The 22,039-nt window shown below is 67.5% G+C and carries 17 protein-coding genes; 7 read left to right on the top strand and 10 right to left on the bottom strand.

Features of this window, described 5'->3' with window-relative positions; translation table 11 throughout:
• Positions 1-10 precede the first annotated feature (10 nt).
• The 6 genes from OM513_RS00575 to OM513_RS00550 form a co-directional block, all read right to left on the bottom strand.
• Positions 11-778, bottom strand: a complete 768-nt coding sequence (locus tag OM513_RS00575) for an SDR family NAD(P)-dependent oxidoreductase (RefSeq protein ID WP_264942200.1) — start codon at positions 776-778, stop codon at positions 11-13.
• Entirely contained in the window at positions 775-2,544 is a 1,770-nt protein-coding gene (locus OM513_RS00570; RefSeq protein ID WP_264942199.1) for a hydantoinase B/oxoprolinase family protein, read from the bottom strand. The genes OM513_RS00575 and OM513_RS00570 overlap by 4 nt, the downstream gene beginning before the upstream one ends.
• Complete coding sequence (locus OM513_RS00565) at positions 2,541-4,589, bottom strand: hydantoinase/oxoprolinase family protein (protein ID WP_264942198.1); 2,049 nt, start codon at positions 4,587-4,589, stop codon at positions 2,541-2,543. The genes OM513_RS00570 and OM513_RS00565 overlap by 4 nt, the downstream gene beginning before the upstream one ends.
• Positions 4,573-5,475, bottom strand: coding sequence for a BKACE family enzyme (locus OM513_RS00560; protein ID WP_264942197.1), 903 nt, complete (start codon positions 5,473-5,475; stop codon positions 4,573-4,575). Before OM513_RS00560 ends, OM513_RS00565 begins: the two co-directional genes overlap by 17 nt.
• Before the next feature lie 2 nt (positions 5,476-5,477).
• Positions 5,478-6,233: an SDR family oxidoreductase gene (locus OM513_RS00555; protein WP_264942196.1), complete on the bottom strand. Its 756-nt coding sequence runs from the start codon at positions 6,231-6,233 to the stop codon at positions 5,478-5,480.
• Between the two features lie 77 nt (positions 6,234-6,310).
• Positions 6,311-7,045: a GntR family transcriptional regulator gene (locus OM513_RS00550; RefSeq protein ID WP_264942195.1), complete on the bottom strand. Its 735-nt coding sequence runs from the start codon at positions 7,043-7,045 to the stop codon at positions 6,311-6,313.
• Positions 7,046-7,247: 202 nt separating this feature from the next.
• Here OM513_RS00550 and OM513_RS00545 point away from each other — a divergent pair, with 202 nt between their 5' ends.
• The 3 genes from OM513_RS00545 to OM513_RS00535 are packed head-to-tail and all read left to right on the top strand — an operon-like array spanning position 7,248 to position 11,877.
• The gene (locus OM513_RS00545; RefSeq protein WP_264942194.1) at positions 7,248-9,401 is read left to right on the top strand and encodes a TonB-dependent receptor; all 2,154 of its coding nucleotides are present in this window, start codon (positions 7,248-7,250) and stop codon (positions 9,399-9,401) included.
• A gap of 59 nt (positions 9,402-9,460) precedes the next feature.
• Positions 9,461-10,615, top strand: a complete 1,155-nt coding sequence (locus OM513_RS00540) for a serine hydrolase domain-containing protein (protein ID WP_380916251.1) — start codon at positions 9,461-9,463, stop codon at positions 10,613-10,615.
• The gene (locus OM513_RS00535) at positions 10,612-11,877 is read left to right on the top strand and encodes an MFS transporter (protein ID WP_264942193.1); all 1,266 of its coding nucleotides are present in this window, start codon (positions 10,612-10,614) and stop codon (positions 11,875-11,877) included. The genes OM513_RS00540 and OM513_RS00535 overlap by 4 nt, the downstream gene beginning before the upstream one ends.
• Positions 11,878-12,090: 213 nt before the next feature.
• On the opposite strand, the gene OM513_RS00530 is transcribed toward OM513_RS00535, so the two are convergent.
• Both OM513_RS00530 and OM513_RS00525 read right to left on the bottom strand, forming a co-directional pair.
• Positions 12,091-12,453, bottom strand: coding sequence for a hypothetical protein (locus tag OM513_RS00530; RefSeq protein WP_264942192.1), 363 nt, complete (start codon positions 12,451-12,453; stop codon positions 12,091-12,093).
• Positions 12,454-12,577: 124 nt separating this feature from the next.
• A complete protein-coding gene (locus OM513_RS00525; protein ID WP_264942191.1) occupies positions 12,578-13,162 on the bottom strand; it encodes a helix-turn-helix domain-containing protein in 585 nt (194 codons plus the stop codon).
• Between the two features lie 99 nt (positions 13,163-13,261).
• On the opposite strand from OM513_RS00525, the gene OM513_RS00520 reads away from it, so the two are divergent.
• The 3 genes from OM513_RS00520 to dapF all read left to right on the top strand — a co-directional run bounded on the left by OM513_RS00520 (position 13,262) and on the right by dapF (position 15,505).
• Entirely contained in the window at positions 13,262-13,774 is a 513-nt protein-coding gene (locus OM513_RS00520) for a DUF6456 domain-containing protein (protein WP_264942190.1), read from the top strand.
• 73 nt (positions 13,775-13,847) lie between these two features.
• Positions 13,848-14,522, top strand: coding sequence for a glutathione S-transferase family protein (locus OM513_RS00515; RefSeq protein ID WP_264942189.1), 675 nt, complete (start codon positions 13,848-13,850; stop codon positions 14,520-14,522).
• 32 nt (positions 14,523-14,554) lie between these two features.
• Entirely contained in the window at positions 14,555-15,505 is a 951-nt protein-coding gene (gene dapF / locus OM513_RS00510) for a diaminopimelate epimerase (RefSeq protein ID WP_264942188.1), read from the top strand.
• Here the strand turns inward: dapF and OM513_RS00505 are convergent.
• Together OM513_RS00505 and OM513_RS00500 are read right to left on the bottom strand one after the other, a co-directional pair.
• On the bottom strand, positions 15,495-17,969 hold the full coding sequence (locus OM513_RS00505) for a penicillin acylase family protein (RefSeq protein WP_264942187.1): 2,475 nt from the start codon (positions 17,967-17,969) through the stop codon (positions 15,495-15,497). The genes dapF and OM513_RS00505 overlap by 11 nt on opposite strands.
• A 390-nt stretch (positions 17,970-18,359) precedes the next feature.
• Entirely contained in the window at positions 18,360-18,674 is a 315-nt protein-coding gene (locus OM513_RS00500; RefSeq protein ID WP_264942186.1) for a hypothetical protein, read from the bottom strand.
• A gap of 457 nt (positions 18,675-19,131) precedes the next feature.
• Here OM513_RS00500 and OM513_RS00495 point away from each other — a divergent pair, with 457 nt between their 5' ends.
• Positions 19,132-22,026, top strand: coding sequence for a class I SAM-dependent DNA methyltransferase (locus OM513_RS00495; RefSeq protein WP_264942185.1), 2,895 nt, complete (start codon positions 19,132-19,134; stop codon positions 22,024-22,026).
• The last annotated feature ends 13 nt before the right edge of the window (positions 22,027-22,039 follow it).

The following is a 22,039-nucleotide window of genomic DNA, read 5'->3' as shown; positions in this document are numbered from 1 at the left end:
GCGCCGCCCCCTACATGCCAGCAAACAGGCCTTCGTCGATCAGCAACGTGGCGCCGTGCATCGCGCGTACTTCGCCCGAAACGAGGAAGTGAATCGCGGCGGCGATCTCCTCCGGCGGGGAATAGGTGCGCCCGCTGGGCGTGATCGCCGCCTTCGCCGCCAGGATCTCGGCGCTGCCCGCTCCCAGCCGGTCGTTCTCGTTGAGCGGGGTCGCGGTATTGCCTGGCGCGACAGCGTTGATGTGGATTCCGTGCGGTGCAAGCCGTCCGACCAGCGACTTGGTCAGCATCATGACGGCGGCCTTGGTCGCCGCGTAGAGCGGATAGGAGGACGAGCCGCGAAAGGCGGCGACCGATGCCAGGGTGACGATGCGCCCGCGCCCGTGCGTCTTCATCGCCCCGGCAACGGCGTCGATCGCGAAGAAGGCTCCCTTGAAGTTGATATCGACCATCGCGTCGAACTTCGCTTCGTCGAGCTCGCCCAGGATCGTCGGGTAATAGACGCCGGCCGAATAGACCATGATCTCGATCGGGCCGAGCGCGGCCTCGACATCGGCGACGACCGAGCGGATCGACTGCACATCGCGCACATCGGCGACGAAGCCGCGCGCCTTTCCGCCAGCGGCCGCGATCTCGTCGGCAACGGCGGTCGCCCGGGCCAGCTTTTCGCTGGCGACGACCGCCACTGTCGCGCCTTCGCGCGCCAACCGTAGGGCAGTCGCCTTGCCGATGCCCGAGCTGCCGCCGAAGATGAGCGCGACCTGGTTTGCGAGTTTCATTCCGAAGGGCCTTTCGTGCGGAGTTCAGTGGTTGCGCGGGCATCGATCGCGCCGTCCTCGCCGATCGCGACGCCGTAGGTCAGCCATGCCCGCTGGCGCGATATCCGCCGGTCGCGAACATCCTCGCACACCTTGGCCGGATCGCGCCGCCGCGGATCGCCGAAGCCTCCACCCCCGGTGCCGACCGAAAGCAGCGCCTCGCCCGGGCGAAGGCGCAGATGACCGAAGGGCGGGAGATCCACGACGCCCGCCTGCGTGCGCTTTGCCTGGGCGGCCGCGCCGGCGGCCGCGCCGCCGCAAACGCCCTGCGCCCGATTGATCGTGCCGTCGCTGACATAGGCGATCTCGATCTCGGCCCCGATCGGCTCCAGCTCGACGGTCAGGGCCGGCGCGCCGGTATGTTCGCCGGCCCCTTCACTGTCCGGCACGAGTTCGCGCCGCAAGACGCGGAGCGGGTGGTGCATCTCAACCATCTCAATGCTGTCGACAAACGACATGCCGGCATTGCCTGCGTGCGAATAGGTCAGCCAGGCGTCGGCGCGGGCCGACGCCGCACCTCCGGTGCTGCCCAGGAAAAGCTGGTTGATGAAAGCCCGGCCGTCGCGTGGATCGATACCTGAGACAACGCCCTTGTGCGGGGGATTGACCGCCCCCGTTTCCGCGAGGGCCATTTCCGGCAGGACCTCGCTGACCGCGATCTGCACCGCGGCGACGATGCGGTCGGCGAGGTTGGTGGTGGATACCGAGAAAGACGTGGGGTGGCGCCCGCCGCCGATGCAGCTTCCGTCGCGCAGCAGGATTTCAACCCGGCCGATGCTGCCCGCGTTCTTGACTACGCCGGCGCCCAGCGTGTTGAAGATACCGATCAGCGCGCCGGTGCGCGCGCACGCCTCACTGACGTTGAGGCCACAGGGCAGGACGTCGATGTTGTCGGTCAGATCGACGATAATCCGATGCGCGCCGGGATCTATCCGGACCGTCGCGCGCACTTCCACGCCGTCGGCGGGCGTGCCCGGCATCGGATCGTGCCTGCTCGATCCGGACGCGGTGAGCGCGGGAAGGCCGGCGATCCGATCGCGCATCTGCCGCTCGCCATAGGCGAGCCACCCCTGCGAGAAGGCATCGAGCACGTCCCAGCCGACCTCCGCGCCAAGATCGAGCAACTCCTGCTCTCCGCAGCGTGCTGCGCCGATCATCGCAAGGAAATCGCCATACCATTGGTCCGGAACGCGGATTCGCGCACGGCACATGCGAACGATGTCGTCGATGATCCTGTAGTCGCGCTGCACCTGTACTGCCGGGAAGATAAGCGCCCCTTCCTCGTACACATCGCGCGCGCCGGCGAAATAGGTGGTCGGTGCGCTATCGCCGATATCGGCCTGATGGGCCTTCACCAGCACCGTGAAGCGATGCCGGCCTTCATCGTCGATCACCGGGACCAGGATCGTGTGGTCCGCGGCGTGCGAGCAACCCGTATAGGGGCAGTTGTGCAGAAAGGCGTCGCCCCGGCGCAGTTCGGGATGTGCGTCGAGCATCGATCGCGCCATCAGGTCCGGGCCGCTCAGCACATGGATGGGCAGGCTGTCCGCCGCGCTCAGCAGCGCACATTCCGGAGACAGGATCGCGCAGGACAGGTCCTTGGCGCGATTCAGCACGCCGGATCGTCCCGCGCGGGTCAGCGCCTTCGACATCTTGCGCGAGATGCCGTCCATCCGGCTGCGCAGCACCGCGAGGCGAGCACCGCTCAAGGCAGGTTGCGAGATCATAGGTCGATCACCAGGCTGCCGTCGGCCGCGCGATGAAATTGCGCATGATCGATGACGACGGACGTGAAAAAGGATTCGACGACGGCAGGCCCGGAGAAGATTTCCTGCACGGGCATGTCGGACCAGCGATGCACCGGCGCATCGTGCCGCTCCCCGTTCGGCAGCGTGATCGCGCGCGCGGGCCGATCGAGCCGGCCGGGGATCTCCGCGAGGCGGCGCGCACCGGCATTCTTGAGCCGGCACGCGACGCCGACCCGCCAGCTCACTATCTCCACCGCGCTCGCCGGATCGCAGAATCCGTAGAGCCGCTGGTGCTCGGCATCGAACGCCTGCCGGAAGCGAGCGACATCGGCCGGCCCCTCCAGCCGCCCGGCCGGCAGCATAACTTCGATCTCCCAGGCCTGATCGGCATATCGGGCCTCGACGGTACGCACGAAATCGGCCTCCGCAGGATCGCCGGTCTGCGCTGCGGCGAACGCGGCACATTCCTCCTGCAACCTGTCCAGGACGTCGTTCGCGGCGGCTGGCGAAAAGTCGACGGTCGACATGCGTGCCGTCGCACGGCGCTCGGTCACGAGGTCGGACATGAGCGCGCCGGCCGCGCTCAACGTGGAGCCCGCTTCGGGCACGATGATGCGCGGGCATCCGAGGCGGCGGCCGATGAAGATAAGGTTCATGCCGGCCGCGCCGCCACCGCCCACCAGCGTCGCGCGCTCCGGATCGATGCCTTGTTCCTCGGTTATCTGCAGGATGGCCTGTGCCATCGTCTCGGTCGCAAGCTCGACTACCGCAGCGGCAGCGGCGGTGACGTCCACGCCAAGCGGCGTTGCGATCGTCGCCAGCGCTCGCTCGCTGGCCGTGACATCGAGCGGCATCGTTCCGCCCAGGAAGAACGCGGGATCCAGATATCCCAGGACCAGCGCGGCATCGGTCAGCGTCGGCTCGGTCCCGCCGCGTCCGTAGCAGGCGGGTCCGGGCCATGCGCCGGCGCTTTGCGGGCCGACATGGAGGATGCCGCCGCGATCCACCCGCCCGATGCTGCCGCCGCCTGCACCGACACTGCGGACATCCACCGAAGGAAAACCCGTCAGATGCCCGACGATCGGCGGCCCGACCCACAGTTCCCGGGTGAGCGGTAGGCGCCCGTCCCGCACGACGCTGATGTCGAATGTCGTCCCGCCGGTATCGGCGACGATCGCGTCGCCGGCCATCGCGCCGGCGAAGTGCCTGCCGGCCACGGGCGCCATCGAAGGCCCGGAGTTCAGGACGTGGATCGGCGCCTTGGCCAGCGCTCCCGCGTCCATCACGCCGCCTTGCGAGGTCACCATCAGCACGCGCCCGCCGAAGCCGGCATCGGCGAGCCGCCGGGTGAGCGAGCCCAGGTAGCGGCCCATCATCGGCTTCAGCGAAGCATCGATGCTCGCCGCCGAGGCCCGCCGGTACTCGCGCGGAATCGGGTTGAGCTGGTGCGACAGCGTGTAGGGGATGCCGGGCAGCCGCGCCTCGATCAGTTCGCCGAGGCGCAGTTCGTGCGCCGGATTGACGATCGACCAGAGCAGACAGACGGCGATCGCCTCCACCCGTTGCTCCGCCAGTTCGTCGAGGATGGCGATCACGCGCTCCTCATCGAGCGGGGCAAAGACGCTGCCATCGGCGTCGATGCGCCCGGGCAGCTCCCAGACGTCGCGTCGCGCGACATAAGGCTTTGGAAAACCGGTCGAGAAGTCGAACGGATCTGGCCTGCCGCCTTCGCGCAGGAGCAATATGTCGGGATGGCCCTGAGTCGTCAGCAGCGCGGTCCGCGCCACCGTTCCGGTCAGCACCGCGTTGATCGCATGGGTGGTCGCGTGGATGAACGTGTCACCGCGCTGCAAGAGGTCCCGTAGCGTCAGGCCATAGTCGCCGGCAGCGAGGCGCAGCGCGTCGAGCACGCCCCGAACCGGATCCTCGGCGACCGTGGAAGCCTTGAACGCCCGCCACAGGCCGTCATCGCCTTCCACGACCAGATCGGTGAACGTGCCTCCGGTATCAGTTGCAAAGCGCACCCGCCACCCCCTCGGCCTTCTTGAGCTCAAGGATCTCGCGCGCTTCCGCCGCGGTCGCGAGTTGCCCCCCCAGTTTGCTAACGATATCGACGGCCTGTTCGACCAGCGCCGCATTGCCGGGCGCGAGTTCGCCGCGCCGCAGATACAGATTGTCCTCCAGGCCCACGCGGACGTGCCCGCCGAGCAGCACGCACAGCGCCACCATCGGCAGCGACGCGGCAGAAACCCCGAAGCCGCCCCAATGCGCATCGGGAGGAAGGAAGGACTTGAGGGCGATCAGCGCTTCGGGCGTTGCGGGCGCCCCCCCGGCAACGCCCAGGCAAATCTGGAAGAACGGATTTCCGGCGATAATGCCTTCCCCAACCATTCGCCGGGCATGGTCGATATGCCCCACGTCGAACACTTCGAGTTCCGGCTTGGTGCCGACCGCCTGGACCATCTCCGCCATCGCCGCGACATGGGCGGGCGTGTTGAGCACGGCATGCCGGCCGAAGTTCATCGTGCCGATGTCGAGGCTGCAGATTTCCGGCTTCAACTCGACGACGTGACGGACCCGTACCTCGGGTGTCGTCAGCGTCGATCCCGCGGCAGGAGTCAGCGGATCGTCCTTGTCCGGGATGTAGCGCGCGCCGGCACCGGTGGTCAGGTTTATGACCAGATCCGTGTCGCTGGCGCGAATCCGCTCGGCCACCTCGCGATACAGCGCGGCCTCCATACTGGGAGCGCCCGATGAATCGCGGACGTGGATGTGGCACACCGCCGCGCCCGCGCGGGCCGCCGCGATGCATTCGCCGGCGATCTGCTCCGGGCTGACCGGCACGTGGCGCGACTTCTCGGTATAGGCGCCCGCCCCGGTAACGGCGCAGGTCAGGATCGTCTTGCTCATACTCATTCCCACTCGGCATTTCCGCACACGCTCAGGCACTGGCCCGAAATGTGCCGGGCGGCGTGCGAGGCCAGGAAGACCGCCGCATCGCCGATCTCGCTCGGATCGATCTTCGTGCGCATCGAAATGAAGGCCAGGCGTTGCGCCAGAGCCGCATCGTAGGTCAGTCCCTCGCGCTCCGCGCGCGCCGCCAGCAGCGCGCGGCCGCGTTCGTTTTCGATCGATCCGGGGCGCAGGCTGTTGCAGCGGATGTTGAACGGCCCGAGTTCGCGGGCGAGGTTGGACGTCAGCGCCTCCACCCCGGCCTTGGCCACCACATAGGGGGTGCGTTCGGGCAGGCCCGTCTTCACCGATGTCGTGGATATGTTGATGATCGCGCCCGATCGCTGCGCCTTCATCGCCGGTGCGAACGCGCGGACCACATAGAACATGCTCGACAGGTTCGTCCGCAGCGTGCGGTCCCAATCCTCGTCGCTCAGGGCCTCGATCGGGCAGCGCGCGCCGCCGATACCCGCGTTGTTCACGACCGTGTCGATCCCGCCCAGCGCGGAAAGGGCGTGGGCCGCGAGGTCCGCGATCTGGATCGAATCCGAGACGTCCGTCACGCTCGCCGTCACCGGACGCGTCGCGACGGCCCTGGCGACCGCATCGGCGTCCACATCGCAAAGATGCACCGACGCGCCCGACGCCAGAAAGCTGTCGACGATCGCCAAGCCGATCCCGCTTCCGCCCGCAGTAACCAGTACTCTGTTGCGCATCATTCCCTCGCCGATGTGATATCTGATACAACACTTTTCGGCGGAAGCAATGGCCATCGGTCCTCAGGCCGGGATTTTTATCGCGAAGCAGAGCGCCGGCGCGGCTTTTCCGGACGCTCGCCGACCGACAACAGGGCGTTGCGCAGCTCGACCTCGCCGTCGCGAAGATCCTGTTCGATCGCCTGCCGAACGGCGGCCGGCTGCCGCGAACGCAGCGCATCCACCACGGCAAGATGGTGGACCACGCCCGTTCGCGAATGATTATAGGAAGGATAGAGGAGGTTCATCGTCGGGCCGAGCTTGAGCCAGAGTTGCTCGATCGCCTCGACCAGCATGTGATTGCCGGATTCGGCATAGATGCCGAAATGGAATTTCTCGTTTTCTATCAATACCTTCTGATAATCCTGACGATCCATCGCAGCGATCAGTGACATTTGGACGAGCTCAAGCTCGCGCACCTTTTCGTCCGGGAGGCGCTTTGCGCCCTCTTCCGCGGCAAGGCCCTCCAGCGCGATGCGCATTGCGTAGAGATGGCTCAGCTTCTCCGCGTCGAGTTGGGGCGCGAAAACGTTGCGGTTCGCGTCGCTCTCCAGAACCCGCTCGGACAGCAGCCGGCTGATCGCGTCGCGCGCGGGTGTCGCGCTCACGCCCAGCACCGCCGCAATCTTCCGAATCGTCAGCTTCTGGCCGGGGTGAAATATCCCGGTCATCAGCGCCTGCCGGAGCTGCTGATATGCGCGGTCAGCCAGCGTGTCATAACGCTTGACCGGCTCTATCACGGGAATTTCTGACATTTTCGATGTTTCGGCCATGGAAAATCCGCCAGTTTCAATCGAGCGCCATATAGCGCCGCGCTCTCCGCAGATGCAATTCCTCTCGGAGCGCCCCTACTCCGGCACGCGACGGATTGACAGCATAGTGTTGTAACAGATATCAGATAGCGAATATTGAGCCACAGCAGAGAATAAGGGGGTGCGCATGCGTCTGGGGGATATGAAACATACCATTGCGGCCATGCCCGGCTTATTGGGGGGCGTCGCCGCGATGACCCTGCTCGCCATGCCAGCGGCCGCGCAGGAGCAGGCGGACCAGGCCGAGGCGCCGGCGGCGGAAGATGCGTATCACGGCGATATCGTCGTCACCGCGACCAAGAACGGGGCAACTCGCCTGCAGGATACCGCGATGGGCATCAGCGCCTATGGCGGCGATGCGCTGCAGCGTTCCGGCGCCCGCGACATGCGTGATCTCACCCAGTTGGCGCCCAGCATGACGGTGTCGGAGAACAGTTCGTTCGCGCAGATCTATATCCGCGGCGTCGGATCGAACAACGTGTTCGCCGGATCGGATCCGAGCTCGACCGTACACATGGACGGCGTATACCTCGCCCGCCCCGCATCCTATTTCAACAGCTTCCTCGATGTCGAGCGCGTCGAGGTGCTCCGTGGGCCGCAGGGCACGCTGTACGGCCGCAATTCGGTGGGCGGCACGATCAACGTGATCTCGCGCAAGCCCGACGAGGTCCTTCGCGGCAAGTTCGAGGCGGGTTATGGCAATTACGACGCCGTCCAGCTTGCCGGCTATCTCAGCGGCCCGCTCGGCGGCGACTTCTCGGCCAGCATCGCGGCACTCTATTCGGCCCACGATGACTATGTGAAGAACATCAACCCAAGCGGCAACGACATCGACGACGACGATACCAAGGCGGTGCGCGGGCAGTTGCGCTGGAACCCGGCTGCGGGCACCGACATCATCCTGCGCGCCGATTATCTGCGTCAGAAATCGGCGATCATGAGCTACAGTAAGCTGCTGGAACTGCGCGGCGGCACGAGCCTGAGCGACACGCTGCTGGGCGATTATTCCAGGATCGCGAACAATTTTCCGCACAATTCGCGGCGCGAGGGCTGGGGCGTGGGCGCGGAGGCCAGCTTCGAGCTTTCTCCCAGCCTGACGCTCAAATCGATCACCTCGTACCGCGAATCCGATTTCGCCGCGTCGTTCGATACCGACGCCAGCGATCTCGACCTCAATCGTACGATCCTGAACGAGCGCCAGTCGCAAAAGTCCGAAGAGCTCAACCTGACCGGCAAGTTCGACCGGCTGTCGTTCGTGCTCGGCGCCTATTATTTCTCCGAGACGATCGACTATCCGCTGCGTGTCCAGACGATCTCGACCAACACCGAGACCTTTTCGGCGCCGCACGTGGAAACCCGGAACTGGGCGGCATTCGGCCAGGCAAGCTACGCGCTGACCGACACGCTGACCCTCACTGCGGGGTTGCGCTATTCCACCGAAGACAAGGACTTCACCCAGCGTCGAGCCGTCCGGAACATCACCACGCAGGTGGCCAGCGCCACCCAGAATTACGCGCTCGAAGGCCGCTATTCGGCGTGGACGCCCAAGGCCGGGCTGGAATGGCGCCCGCGCGACGGCATTCTGACCTATGTTTCCGCCTCGCGCGGCTTCAAGAGCGGCGGCTTCATCAACAGCAGCCCCAGCGCCACCCAGGGCTTCGGCCCGGAATATCTGTGGAGCTACGAAGCCGGGGTGAAGACGAGCTGGCTCGACCGCCGGCTGCAGGCCAACATTACGCTCTTCTATTACGACTATACCGACCTGCAGGTGAACTTCTTCATCGTGCCGGGGCAGACCGACATCCGCAACGCGGCGAATGCGTCGATCAAGGGCCTGGAGCTCGAATTGCGCGCGACGCCGGTCGACGGGCTCACCCTTGAGGGCAATCTGTCGCTGCTCGATGGCGTCTACAAGGACTTCACGAGCGCGCCGCGTCGCAACACTTCGCTATCGTTCGACGCCTCGGGCCAGGATCTGAGCGCGACGCCGAACTACACGCTCAACCTGGCGGCGGAGAAGAGCTTCACGATGGCGTCCGGCTGGCGCCCGTCGATCCGCGTCGAAGGAAGCTGGAACGGAAGGCGCTATTTCACGCCGGAGAACACGCTGCTCGAGAGCCAGAAGCCGTATTTCCTGCTGAACGGATCGCTGGTCGTGGCGGCGCCTGGAGACCGGCTGAGCGTCTCGCTATGGGGCCGTAACCTGACGAATACCGAATATGTCACGGGAACCGCGAGCTTCGCCGCCGCGCGCGTGGCGGGGCGTGTCGGGAATCCTCGCACCTTCGGCGTGCGCATCGGCTACAAATTCGATTGAAACTCATGAAATCGGGCGGCGGGCCGGAACCGCTCCGCCGTCCGGAAAGGCCGCGTAACTTGCCCCCGCCATTTGCTATCGATGGCTTCACGGACGACCGGTTTGCGCCCGTCCGCGAAACTTTCGTCGAGAATTTCAGCGCGCGAAGCGAGGTGGGCGCGGCGGTTTGCGTCTATCTGGGCGGACGGCCGGTCGTGGATTTGTGGGGTGGACATGCCGACGCCGCGCGAACCCGGCCGTGGGAGGCCGGCACGATCCTCTGCATGATGTCGGTAAGCAAGGCGATGGTGGCGCTTTGCGCGCATATCCTCATCGACCGCGGCCTGCTCGATCTCGACGCCCCGGTGGCGCGATATTGGCCGGAATTCGCGCAGGCGGGAAAGGCGGACATAACCGTCGACTGCCTCATCAGCCATCTCGCTGCGCTGGTCTATCCGGATGCCGTTCCGCAAGGCGCGCTTCCCGGCTGGAACGCGGTGATCGAGGGCCTGGCCCGTCAGGCGCCGGCCTGGGCACCGGGTACGCGCGGCGCCTATCACTCGTCGACCTTCGGCCATCTGGTGGGGGAGCTGGTCCGGCGGGTATCGGGACGGCCGGTTGACGCCTTTTTCGCGGAGGAGATCGCCGGGCCGCTGCATGCGGATTTCCGGTTCGGGCTGACCGCGGCAGACGACGCGCGTGTGGCTGAGTTCATCGTCAACCCGGACTCGGTGAGCCTTCGCCACATCGCGGCGGAGACCGGATCGCCGTTGAGCCGCGCATGGCGGCCACTGCCAAGGGCCGAGGACGTGTTCAACTCGCGGATGTGGAGAGAATCGGTGCTGCCATCCGCCAACGGCCACGGAAATGCCCGGGCGGTCGCGCGGATCATGGCGGCGGTAATCGGTGAGGTCGACGGGGTCAGGCTGCTGTCGCCCGCCGCGGTCGAGACGCTTCGCGAAGAACGCTGGCATGAGGAATGCGGCCTGACGGGCCGCCGCTTCCGCTTCGGACGCGGCTTCGCGCTTCACAATCCCGCATTCCATCCCATGGGCGTGAATCCGCGTGCCTTCGGCCATGCCGGGGTCGGGGGATCCTTCGCCTTCGCCGATCCCGAGGCGCGGCTCAGCTTCGCCTACAGCATGAACCACGCCGCCTCGGGAAGCGCCATGGACGATCGCCCCAGAGCGCTGATCGATACACTCTACGATTGTCTGCGAGAGGGAATCGCTTGATCGAACACGATATTTCCGGCCGGCGCCCCTTGGGTCTGCCTATCGCGTGGTGGGTCGCGCTGGGCACCGCGATCGGCCTATCTGTGGGCTTCAGCGCCGTCGCATCGACGGTCTTCGGCCAATTCGTTACGCCGCTTTCCCAAGCGTTCGGATGGAGCCGGGGCGAGACGACGCTCGCGGTCGCCTTCGCCAATATCCCGCTGCTGCTGATGGCCCCGCTGTTCGGCGTCCTGATAGACCGGATGGGGGCGTGGCGGACCTTGTGCGTATCGCAGGTAGCGGTGCCGCTGATCCTGATGTCGTTGGCAACGCTGCAGGGGAGCCTGACCCAACTGTATATTTCGTTTTTCCTGCTCGCCCTGTTCGGTGCGGGTACGCTGCCGGCGGCCTATACGCGGATTATCCTGACCTGGTTCGATCGCCGGCGCGGTTTGGGATTCGGCATCGCGCTGTCCGGCGTCGGGCTGGCCTCGCTGGTGCTTCCCCCGATCAGCCAGGCGCTCATCGGCGCCTTCGGCTGGCGAATGGCGATCGTGTCGATCGGCGTATTGTTCCTGCTGGTGGGCGGTTTGAACGTGGCGACGCTGCTGCGGATCAGGCCGCAAGGGCCGCACGAGATCGACGCCGGAGCGGCGTCCGGATCTCACCCGGCAATCGATCCGCTCAGCGGCATCCCGTGGCGCAAGGCGCTGCGCACCATGACCTACTGGACGATAGCGCTTGCGTTCGTTCCGCTGGGGGCGGCGTCGATGGGCCTGCTGGTCAACCTGCCGTCGATCCTGGCCGATCGCGGTTTCAGCCCGCTTGCCGCGGCCTCGGGTGTTTCGATCCTGGGAGCGACGCTGATCTTCGCCCGGCTGGTCACCGGCTGGCTGCTCGACAACGTTAGTACGATGTATGTCGTGGCGGTGATCTTCGCGGCGCCTGCGCTTGGCTTCTTTCTCCTCGCCGATTCCCACACCGCCGGGATTACGGCTTTCGCGATCTTCCTGATCGCTTTCGGCATCGGTGCCGAATTCGACGTAATGGCATTTCTGCTTAGCCGCCTGTTCGGCCCGATCTCTTATGGCGGGCTGTATGGCGGCGTCTATGCGGCCTATAACATCGGTGTCGCCGTCGGACCGGCATATCTGGCAACCCGGTTCGATGCTAGCGGCACATATGATCTCGCGCTGGCAGTATTCGCCGTCCTGTTCCTCCTGTCTGGCGCGGTGCTCACGATCGTCGCCCGGCGCGTTCCGGGGGCCGCCGGCGCTGCATGATGCGAGCATCGCCGGGCCGCCGAAATCGACCGCGATCGCGCCAAACAGCGCCCCGGGGCGCCTCCGGGCCGGCCAGAAGCTCGATAGGTGCCGCGCCACAACGTTGCTGCAGAAATGGCGTAAACCAGACGCTGCGCAACATCGGCGCGGCAAGGCCAACGCCCACCATCCCCCGGCCTGTGCGCTTGCGCGGGGTGGCCGGGGGCGGTGCGATCAATTGGCCGTGTAGGCCGGCGCGCCGTTCTTGTAGCTGATCGTCACGAACGAATTGTCGCAGACGTTGATGCCCGACCAAATCGCGTTCGTGCTGTCCGAAAAGGTGGCGCGCACGTCGTAGCGGCAGGCATTGTCCTTCTTGTCGAAATGGACCGTGGTGCGCCCGCCCACCTTGACCACCTTTTCCTTCTGATCTTCCTCCAGCCTGTTGGTCTGCCAGTCTCCGGCGCCGGTCGGGCTCAGCTCGATCTTCTTGATCTCCTTGCCGGCGTTGTTGACGAGGATGAAGTCCCAATCCTCTGCCGCGGCCGGCGCGGCGATCAGCATCGCGGCAACCGCAGAAATCAGCGCGTAACGCATGTCGCTCCCCTTCCGAATTTCGTTGCGTAGATGCGCCGGTTTCGCGGGCGGGGCAATAGGTGGCTATCCTTAGAGGCCGTGACCGGCGCGGGCTGATTCCGGTCCGCCGAATGTGGGAACGCGCCTAATGCAGCGCGCGGACGAGCCGGACGGCGCGGGCGATCCAGGCCGGATCGGCCACCACCTGCTGCCGCGCGCCCGCGCCGAGGGGCAGGAGATGGAGCTTGCCGCCGCCCTGCGCATTGCCTTCCTCACGCCCGATCAGCCGCCCGAACAGGAAGCGCCCCGCCGGGCGCGGCACCAGCACGTCGCGGTTGAGCGCATGGGCGAAGGCATCGGGCGTAAGCCGCTCGCACCAGATCTCGTCGCCGGCGCGATAATCGCCGATGCCGCCGGTGACGGTCACCGCCACCATCCCCGCATCGGGCGACGGCGCCACCACGCTGGCCGCGCGGCGAGGCGCCTGCGCGCCGTTGCCGTCGATCGCGGCCGCCACGGGGATGGAGGGGCGTTCGGGCAGCGTCACCAGCGCCGCCGCGTCGACGCCCAGCGCCGCAGCGATCCGGTTGAGCCAGGCCACCGATACGGTGCGCGTGCCGGTTTCCAGGCGGCCGATCGTCTGGGCGGTGGTGGGCGGCACGCATCGCTGCGCGACCTCCTCCAGCGTGAGGCCCTTGGCACGCCGGACCTCGCGAATGGCGGTGATCATATGCGCCTCCCCATATAACCCATGTGGTTCGTGTACTTTCCTACATCCTAGCCATTATGGCAAGCCCCCGGCATTCGATTCGACAAGGGAGATTGCGGCATGCGCGAGCTGGTGGAACGGGAGATCGACGGTGACGGGGCGATCGTGGCGCGTCGGGCCGGGGCCGGGCCGCGGCGGCGCAGCGTGACGGTGAACCTGGCGGAATCGCCGCTTTCATGGCTGTTCGCGCGCGGCCACGCCGACGCCCGCCAGTTCGAGGCGGGCGAGCGGCTGCGCGCGGATTACGAGACCGCAGCACTGCCGCCGCGCGTCACGATGCGCTGGGATGCCGGCCCGCGTTCGGCCGGACGGCGCGGGCCGGACGCGCCGCTGGACCCGACCCTGGCGCAGATCGCCGCGCGCCGCCGCTTCGATGCGGCGATGGCCGCGGCCGGCCCGGGGCTGGCCGATATCCTGTGGCGCGTGGTGTGCGCCGGAGAGGGGATGGGGGCGGCGGAGCGCGCGCTAGGCTGGCCCAGCCGCGCGGGCAAGCTGGTGCTGGGGCTGGCGCTCGATCGCGTCGCGGATCATTATGGGCTGCATCGCCAGGCTCGCCCCGCGGCCGGCGGGTGAAGCATGGAGCTTAGTTGCATATTGCAACGCAATTGTTACGATGAGCGCGTCCTGTCATTAGAGGAACCCGGCCATGATCGTATTTGGATCCACGCTCTCCCCCTATGTCCGCAAGGTTATGGTATTCGGCGCGGAGAAGGGCCTCGACCTGGAGCTCAGGCCGGCGGGGATGGGCCGGGGCGGGCCGGATTTCGAGGCCGCGAGCCCGTTCCGCAAGATGCCCGGTTTCATGGACGGCGATTTCAAGATATCTGATTCGACCGCGATTGTAACCTATCTGGAGGCAAAATATCCCGATCCTAACCTGATCCCAGAGGCGGCGGAGGCGCGCGCCCGGACGATCTGGTTCGACGAGCTGGCCGACACGCTGATGATGGCGGCGGGCGGCGCGATCTTCGGGAACCGCTTCGTGCGCCCGCGCGTGCTGAAGCAACAGTGCGACCATGCCGCCGCGATCGCCGCCGAGCGCGAGCTGCTGCCGCCGATCTATGACTATCTGGAGGGCGTGATCCCGCAGAGCGGCTTCCTGATCGAGGACCGGCTGACGCTGGCCGATATCGCGGTGGCCAGCCCTGTGGCGACGCTGGGCACGATCGGCGTGCATATCGACGGCGCGCGCTGGCCGCGCCTGGCGGCGTATGTCGCCGCGCTCCACGCGCGGCCCAGCTTCGCCGAGATCATCGCGCGCGACAATGCGATGGTCCAGGCGATGGGTGGTCCGGTGATCGAAATGGCGGGCGCCGAATAGATTTGCCCGTGACGAACGCCTAGATGGGGGCGATGCGTATCGCCTTCATCAAATGCCACGGATCGGGCAATGATTTTCCGCTGATCGACGCGCGCGCGATCACGCTGGCCGATGCCGAATGGGCGGGCATCGCCCGCGCGCTGGCCGATCGGGCCGGGCCGGTGGGCGGCGACGGACTGCTGCTGCTGACCGCGGGCGACGCCGAACATGGATTCGGCATGCGGATGTTCAATTCCGACGGCAGCGAGGCGGAGACGTGCCTCAACGGGCTGCGCTGCGTGGCGCGGCTGGGGTTCGAGGTGCTGGGGATCGATCGCGCGCGGGTGCGGCTGAAGACGAGCAGCGCCGATGCGGCGCGCGCCGATTCCGTTGCGCCGGGCGTGGTGACGATCGAGACGCGGGCTGGGCCGGCGGGCGTCGGCGCTTTCGCGATCGGACTGCGCACGGGGCTGGATGCGGTGGTGGAGGCGGCGGTGCCCGAGCTGCCCAGCGCGCGGCGCTTCACCGCGGTGGCGATGCCCAACCCCCATCTGGTCGCCTTTGTCGAGCAGGTGGACGAGGACGAACTGGTGGCGCTGGGCGACTGGTGCGAGGCGCGGCCGGAAGCGCTGCCGGAGCGGGCGAATGTGTCGTTCGTCGAGCTGCGCGGGGCCGACCTGTTCGTGCGCACCTATGAGCGTGGCGTGGGGCTGACCGACAGTTGCGGCAGCGCGATGGCGGCGTCGGCGTTCGCGGCGGGGCTGACCGGCCGGATCGGCTTCGGCACCGCGATGACCGTGTTCAACCGGGGCGGGCTGGTCCATGCGGTGGCGGTGGCGCCGGGCGACGGCGGCTGCGTCACCATCCGGGGCAATGCGACCTTCCTCTACGATGCGATGGTGGAGGTGGACCCGGCCGCCGGCGCGGCGCAAGTGCCGGTGATCCTTGCCCGGCGCGACAACGAGGCCGCCGCGTGGGAGGCGGCGGTGGCGGCTATTCGCTGATCGTAGCCGGCGGCGCGATGCGCGCGGCCGCGACCTCTGCGCGGGTGAAGGGCAGGCGGAGCCAGCGCTTGGCGGAGAAATCGCGTGTCCCGTCGGCGAACCAGGGGGATTCGGGGTCGCTCGATTGCGAATAGGCGAGGATCGAATCCGCGACCGGGCCGTGCCGGTCCCAGCCGACGACGAGCAGATAGGAGGTGCCGTGATAGGGCACCACGCCCTCCGGCCCAGCGGCGCTGTGCATCGCGTTGAGCACGCCCGCGGCGCTCGGCCCGCCATGGATGCCGATGCGCTCCCCCAGGCGCGGCGAGACCTGGACCTGGCCCAGCGGCGCGTCGATCGCGATGCCTGCGGCGGCCAGATCGGCGGCGGCGGATTGCAGCGCATCGAGAACCGCGTCCCCCGCGACCGGGTTCAGCATCCGCGGCGTGTTGGCCGGATCGGCGGGATCGAAGGGCACGGCCCAGATGTCGCGGATCGCCGCGGCCTTGCGCCAGAAGGCGAAGAACAGCGCCGCGCCGCGGCTGCCGGTGTCCGCGTGCCGGTCCCATCGCGCCAGCACCTCGCAGGCGCGCGCCAGCGAAGGGCGGCCCGGTCGGATCGCGAGCAGCCCGTTGAGCGTCAGCTCGGCTGCGAGCACGCGGTTCTCCAGCGACAGGCGGCGGACCGCGGCCATGTCCACCGGCCCGGCGGCGAGCGCTCCTTCGATCGCGCCGATCGATGCGCGGGTGCGCAGGGTCTGGCGCTTGCCGTGCGGCCCGAGGATCGGCGACAGCGCGGCCATCGGCTCCGGCGCGTGGGTAAGCCAATAGGAATCATTGGCGTTCTGCACCCAATCCCGCCGGACCATCGCCGGCAGCCGTGCGGGCGGCATCAGGCCGGGGACAGGGCCGGCCGGGTCGACCTCCCAGGCGCAGCCGTTGCGCGTGCCGTCGAGGATGTAGATTGTCGCCGTATCGGCCCCAGGCGTGGCGCCTTCGGCGACGACGCATTCGGACAGCCGCTGGGCGCTGAGGAATGGTATCGCGGAAGTATCCGAGAAGAAGGCGCTTCCCCTGGAATCGGCGGCGATGGTGTTGACATAGGGGATGCCCAGGTTGCGCGTCAGCGCGGCGTGGACCCGGGTGACGTCGCGGGCGCGGGCAAGCGCCAGCCAGGTGTCGCCCGAGCGGACATTGCCCAGCTCCGCATCGCGCAGCGCATAGGCGCGTGCCGCTCCCCAGCCGAGCCCCGCCCCGGGGATCGCGATCATCATCCCGAAGCGGGTTGCATAGACGGTCCGCGTGACCGGCGGCGCGTCTTTAACCGCCACCGTGATCGATCGCCGCGTCATGGACTCATAGGCGCCATCGACGCGGTATCGCGTGGGGTCCGCTGGATCGAGCGCCAGCGCATAGAGCGACTGATGCTGCGAGGTGGAGACGGTGTGCGTCCAGGCGACGTGCCGGTTGTAGCCGATCGACACGAACGGCGAGTAGCTGAGCGCCGCGCCCATCACGTCCATCTTCCCCGGGATGGTGAGCTGGATTCGGCGGAATCGGTTGTGGCCGGACCAGGGGAAGTGGGGGGCGGCGGCTAGGAGGCCGCGGCGGTTGGGGGTGGCGGCGGCGCCGAAGGCCCAGGCGTTGCTGGCGCCCGCCGCGTCCGGGAGCGGGCCGGGGAGGCGCAGGCGCGGCGGGAGGCCGGTGGCGGCGGCCCGCGCGGTTCGTCCGTGGCTGTCCGGCAGGGCGGCGGCGCCCGGTTCGCCGGAGGGGGGCATCACCGGGGCACCGCCGGGCGACGGCGCCGGGCCGGGCGGGGCGGCGCCGGGCACGGGCGGCGCGGCGGCGGCGATATAGCGCGCATAGGGCGCCGAAGCCCCCTGCAGCGCCCCCGCCTGGACCATCAGCAGCACGTCATCCACCGTCATCGGCCGCAGCCACGCCGCGCCCCGGCACGCGGCGGCGAAGCGCCCCGGCTCCATCCGCAACACCCGGTTATAGCCCGCCGCGAACCCCGCGATCATCGCCCGGTGCGCCGCCGATGTGCCCGCCAGCGCCGCGCGCAACGCATCCACGTCGCCCACGATCCGGTGATAGAAATCGCTTTCCAGATTGGCGATTTCGACGAACCCCACGCTCACCCGCCCCGCCGCGCCGAAGAAGCGCGAACGATCGCCCCGCACCGTGAGCAGATGATCGGCGATCACGCAGCCATTGTCCTGCGCCGCGGCATAGCCCGAGCCATAGCCGAGCGACCCCCAGTCGCGCGCGACGACATGCGGCAGGCCCTGTGCCGTGCGCGTGATGGTGGCGGTGTAGCGCGGGCGGGCTGCGGGCGCGGGCACGGGCTGGGCGGGCGCGGCACCGGGGAGCGCGGCGGGGACGGCGGACTGGGGGAACAGGCCCGGGCCGAGGCCCGCGGCGGGCCGCTCAAGCGGACGACCCGGCGTGCGCCGCGCGGGGGCAGGGTTGCGCAGGGATTGCAATGGCGGGGGAGGCACGGCGGACAGCCCCCATGCCAACCCGGCGTCGGGCAGGCCATGCCCACGGCCCGGCCAGAGCGGCGCGGGGCGCGGGGCGCCCGCCGTTTCCGAAGGGGCGGGGCTCAGCGGCGCGGGGCGTGGGGCGATGGGGTCACGCCCGGACTGCGATGGCGGGGGCAATGCCGATGACAGCCCCCACCCCAACCCCTCCCCTGAAGGAGCGGGGCCAAGGGGCGCGGGGCGTGGGGCGCCCGTCGCTCCCGGAAGGGAGGGGCCGAGGGCAGCGGATGCGATAACGGACGCGGCAACCAGCGCGTGACGGACGGACATGCTCCTCCCCGGAGGTTTTGCGGGAGGTTAGGCGGATGGCGGGCGGGAGGGAAGACTGGGGGCTTATGGGTTTCCGGGCTTGTCGGGATCGCGTCCGGATATCGGGAGGGGAAGCGGCGCCTGATCCCAAGTCGTCCCGGCAAGGCGAAGCCCGGCGCGTTCCCATGCGGCGGCGTGTTCGGCATCCGCCTGTGCCGGGGTACGGTAAAGCGATTTGCCGCGCCGCCGTGCCGTCTCTGTCGCGGCCCTGGCGCGCTTTGCCGTTTCCTTCACGCCGACCTGCCGTTCGGCCCGGAGGCGCTGCACCCCCGCCTCCTCGACCAGCATCGTAAGATACTGAGGCGGCAACTGGCACCATTCGAGCTTGTCTTCGTACATCAGCGCGCGGATTCCGGCTGCGTTGGTCCCGGGCAGCCTGGCCGCACGCGGGATCGGGAGCCAGCGGCGTCCGTCGATCCCATAGCTGGGTTTCAGCGCCATCCTCTTTGCCCCCCCCCCCGCCCGGCTTCAGCCCGGCCCAGTCTATTGCCAATCCGGGATTCGGATAGCGGTTTAAACCGGCGGTTGCGCTGCGCGATTGCCCGGCCGTGCAGAACGGCTAGAGTCTGTCCGCCTTTGCCGCCTTTGGCGGAATCGGCACCGGCCCGCTCCCCCACCCGGCCACCCATGGAATAGACTGCCGCTGGGTGGCCGGGTTGGGGAGCGGGCGGAGCAGCCCAAGGTTCCGGCGATGTGCAGCATCGTTGGAAAGGTTGCGGAGGGCGGTGCCGCCTGAACAGGACAGACTCTAGGAACGTTGCATGACCGCCGCGCGAACCGATGGACGAAGGCCCGGATGACCCCGCATGAATTCCTGACCAAGTGGCGCCATGTCGAACTGAAGGAGCGCTCCGCATCGCAGAGCCATTTCAACGACCTGTGCGCGCTGCTGGGCGTGGTGGACCCGGTTTCGGCCGATCCGACGGGCGAATGGTTCACGTTCGACAAGGGCGCGGCGAAGACGAGCGGCGGCGACGGATGGGCCGATGTGTGGCGCCGGGGATGCTTCGCATGGGAATATAAGGGACGGCACGCCAATCTGGACAGCGCATACCGCCAGCTTCAGCAATATGCGGTCGCGCTGGAAAACCCGCCGCTGCTGATCGTTTCCGACATGGACCGGATCGTGATCCGGACCAACTGGACCAACAGCGTGCAGGAGGCGCACGAGTTCGCGCTGGACGACCTGATCGACGGCGCCGTGCGCGACCGGATCAAGGCGGCCTTCACCGATCCCGAACGGTTCCGGCCGAAGAAATCGCGCCAGGAACTGACCGAGGAGACGGCGGGCGAGTTCGCCGGGCTGGCGCAGCGCCTGCGCGACCGGGGGCATGAGCCGCACCGGGTGGCCCATTTCGTCAACCAGCTCGTCTTCTGCATGTTCGCGGAGGACGTGGGGCTGCTGCCCGACAGCCTGTTCAGCAAGATGCTGGAGGTAAGCCGGCGCAATCCGGCGGAGTTCGCCGAGAATGCCCGCACGCTGTTCGGCGCGATGGCGCGGCAGGGCGGCAAGGTGGGCTTCACCCAGATCGAATGGTTCAACGGCGGGCTGTTCGCCGACGATTCGGTGCTGCCGGTCAGCGACGAGGATGTGGACCAACTGCTGAAGGCGGCGGGGCGCGACTGGTCGCAGATCGATCCTTCGATCCTGGGCACGTTGTTCGAACGCGGACTGGACCCGGCGAAGCGCAGCCAGTTGGGCGCGCACTATACCGATCGCGACAAGATCATGATGATCGTGCGCCCGGTGGTGATCGAGCCGCTGGAGGCCGAATGGGCCGGGGCGCTGGAGAAGATGAAGGCGCTGGTGGCGAGCGCGCCCCAGCGCACGGCGGAACGGCTGCTGACCCCGGCGGAGCGCCGCAAGGCGGAGCGGGTGAAGGCGGAAGCCGCGGCGATCCATTCGGCGTTCGTCGAACGGCTGGCGAATTTCCGCGTGCTCGATCCCGCATGCGGATCGGGCAATTTCCTGTATGTGGCGCTGCGTTCGTTGAAGGACCTGGAGCATCGCGCCAACCTGGACGCCGAGGCGCTGGGGCTGCCGCGCGGATTCCCGCGGGTGGGGCCGGAATGCGTGCTGGGGATCGAGCTGAACCCCTATGCCGCCGAACTGGCGCGGGTTTCGGTGTGGATCGGCGAAATCCAGTGGATGCGGCGCAACGGATTCGACGCGGCGAAGAACCCGATATTGCGGCCGCTGGAGACGATTGAGTGCCGGGATGCCGTGCTGAACGCGGACGGCACGCGGGCGGAGTGGCCGGAGGCGGATGCCGTGGTGGGGAATCCGCCGTTTCTGGGCAACAAGAAGATGCTCGCCGAACTGGGCGAGGAATATACGGTTGCCCTGCGCAAGGCGTGGCCCGAGGTGCCGGGCGGCGTCGATCTGGTGTGCTACTGGTTCGCCAAGGCTTGGGCGATGATTGCCAGCGGCGGCGCGCAGCGCGCGGGGTTTGTGGCGACGAACTCGATCCGCAGCGGAAACAACCGTGAAGTCCTCAGGCCCATCGTCGAGCATGGCCGAATCTTCGAGGCGTGGAGTGACCAAGAATGGACAGTCGATGGCGCCGCGGTTCGGGTGTCGCTGGTTTCCTTTGATCTTACGCCTCTGACGCGCGCCACACTGGACGGTCTTCCAGTCGGAAAAGTCTTCGCAGACTTGTCCGTTGAACGGGGCGGCGTCGATCTCACCTCTGCTACGCGCCTCTCTGAGAACCGGGGAGTAGGTTTTCAGGGACCGGTTAAAGTGGGAGCTTTCGACGTAGAAGGCGACGTCGCCCGCCGATGGCTCTCGATGCCGGTAAATCCAAACGGTCGTCCTAATTCAGATGTCGTACGACCGCTCTTAAACGGCCAGGATATCACACAACGAGCGTCTGGCCGCTGGATCATTGATTTTGGAGTTGCGTCCGAAGTCGAGTCAGCGGTCTATGAGGCTCCATTCGAGCATGTTCGCGCGGTCGTAAAACCATTCCGGGACGCAAACCGCCGGGAACGAAGGCGGTTGTTTTGGTGGCAGCACGGCGAAACTGTCCCCGGCATAAAGAAAGCAGCACGAGGACTACAGCGGGCAATCTTCACTCCGCGCGTTGCAAAATATCGTCTGTTTGTTTGGGCCTCTCCAACCGTAGTTCCCGACAGTAGGGTGGTAATCGTATGCCGAGACGACGATACGACATTCGGCATACTTCACTCGAAATTGCACGAGGCTTGGTCGCTCGCGCTCGGCGGCTGGCACGGTGTAGGCAACGACCCTCAGTATACTCCGTCGCTCGGTTTCGAGACCTTCCCCTTCCCCGAAGGGCTGACCCCGGACATCCCTGCGGCCGATTATGCCGATGATCCGCGGGCGCAGGCGATCGCGGCGGCGGCGGCGCGGCTGAACGAACTGCGCGAGAACTGGCTGAACCCGGCCGATCTGGTGGTGCGCGTGCCCGAGGTGGTGGCGGGATATCCCGACCGCATCCTGCCGAAGGACGAGGATGCGGCGAAGGAGCTGAAGAAGCGCACACTGACCAACCTGTATAACGCGCGTCCGCAATGGCTGGCGAACGCCCATGCCGCGCTGGATGCGGCGGTGGCCGATGCCTATGGCTGGGGCGAGGACTGGCGCGCGGGCAGGCTGGACGAGGACGAGATACTGGCCCGGCTGTTCCGCCTGAACCAGCAGCGCGCGGGGAAAATAACCAAATAGGCAAATCGCTCTT

It is taken from the genome of Sphingomonas canadensis (assembly GCF_026013525.1).
Taxonomy (GTDB): domain Bacteria; phylum Pseudomonadota; class Alphaproteobacteria; order Sphingomonadales; family Sphingomonadaceae; genus Sphingomonas; species Sphingomonas canadensis.
The sequence above is the reverse complement of the archived record's forward strand: the minus strand, read 5'-3'. Positions and strand labels throughout refer to the sequence as shown.

Coding starts and splice junctions, on each gene's coding strand:
- OM513_RS00495 (WP_264942185.1), top strand. CDS start 19,132: ATGACCCCGCATGAATTCCTGACCAAGTGGCGCCATGTCGAACTGAAG.
- OM513_RS00545 (WP_264942194.1), top strand. CDS start 7,248: ATGCCCGGCTTATTGGGGGGCGTCGCCGCGATGACCCTGCTCGCCATG.
- OM513_RS00530 (WP_264942192.1), bottom strand. CDS start 12,453: ATGCGTTACGCGCTGATTTCTGCGGTTGCCGCGATGCTGATCGCCGCG.
- OM513_RS00560 (WP_264942197.1), bottom strand. CDS start 5,475: ATGAGCAAGACGATCCTGACCTGCGCCGTTACCGGGGCGGGCGCCTAT.
- OM513_RS00550 (WP_264942195.1), bottom strand. CDS start 7,045: ATGGCCGAAACATCGAAAATGTCAGAAATTCCCGTGATAGAGCCGGTC.
- OM513_RS00570 (WP_264942199.1), bottom strand. CDS start 2,544: ATGATCTCGCAACCTGCCTTGAGCGGTGCTCGCCTCGCGGTGCTGCGC.
- dapF (WP_264942188.1), top strand. CDS start 14,555: ATGCGTATCGCCTTCATCAAATGCCACGGATCGGGCAATGATTTTCCG.
- OM513_RS00520 (WP_264942190.1), top strand. CDS start 13,262: ATGCGCGAGCTGGTGGAACGGGAGATCGACGGTGACGGGGCGATCGTG.
- OM513_RS00575 (WP_264942200.1), bottom strand. CDS start 778: ATGAAACTCGCAAACCAGGTCGCGCTCATCTTCGGCGGCAGCTCGGGC.
- OM513_RS00555 (WP_264942196.1), bottom strand. CDS start 6,233: ATGCGCAACAGAGTACTGGTTACTGCGGGCGGAAGCGGGATCGGCTTG.
- OM513_RS00515 (WP_264942189.1), top strand. CDS start 13,848: ATGATCGTATTTGGATCCACGCTCTCCCCCTATGTCCGCAAGGTTATG.
- OM513_RS00500 (WP_264942186.1), bottom strand. CDS start 18,674: ATGTACGAAGACAAGCTCGAATGGTGCCAGTTGCCGCCTCAGTATCTT.
- OM513_RS00525 (WP_264942191.1), bottom strand. CDS start 13,162: ATGATCACCGCCATTCGCGAGGTCCGGCGTGCCAAGGGCCTCACGCTG.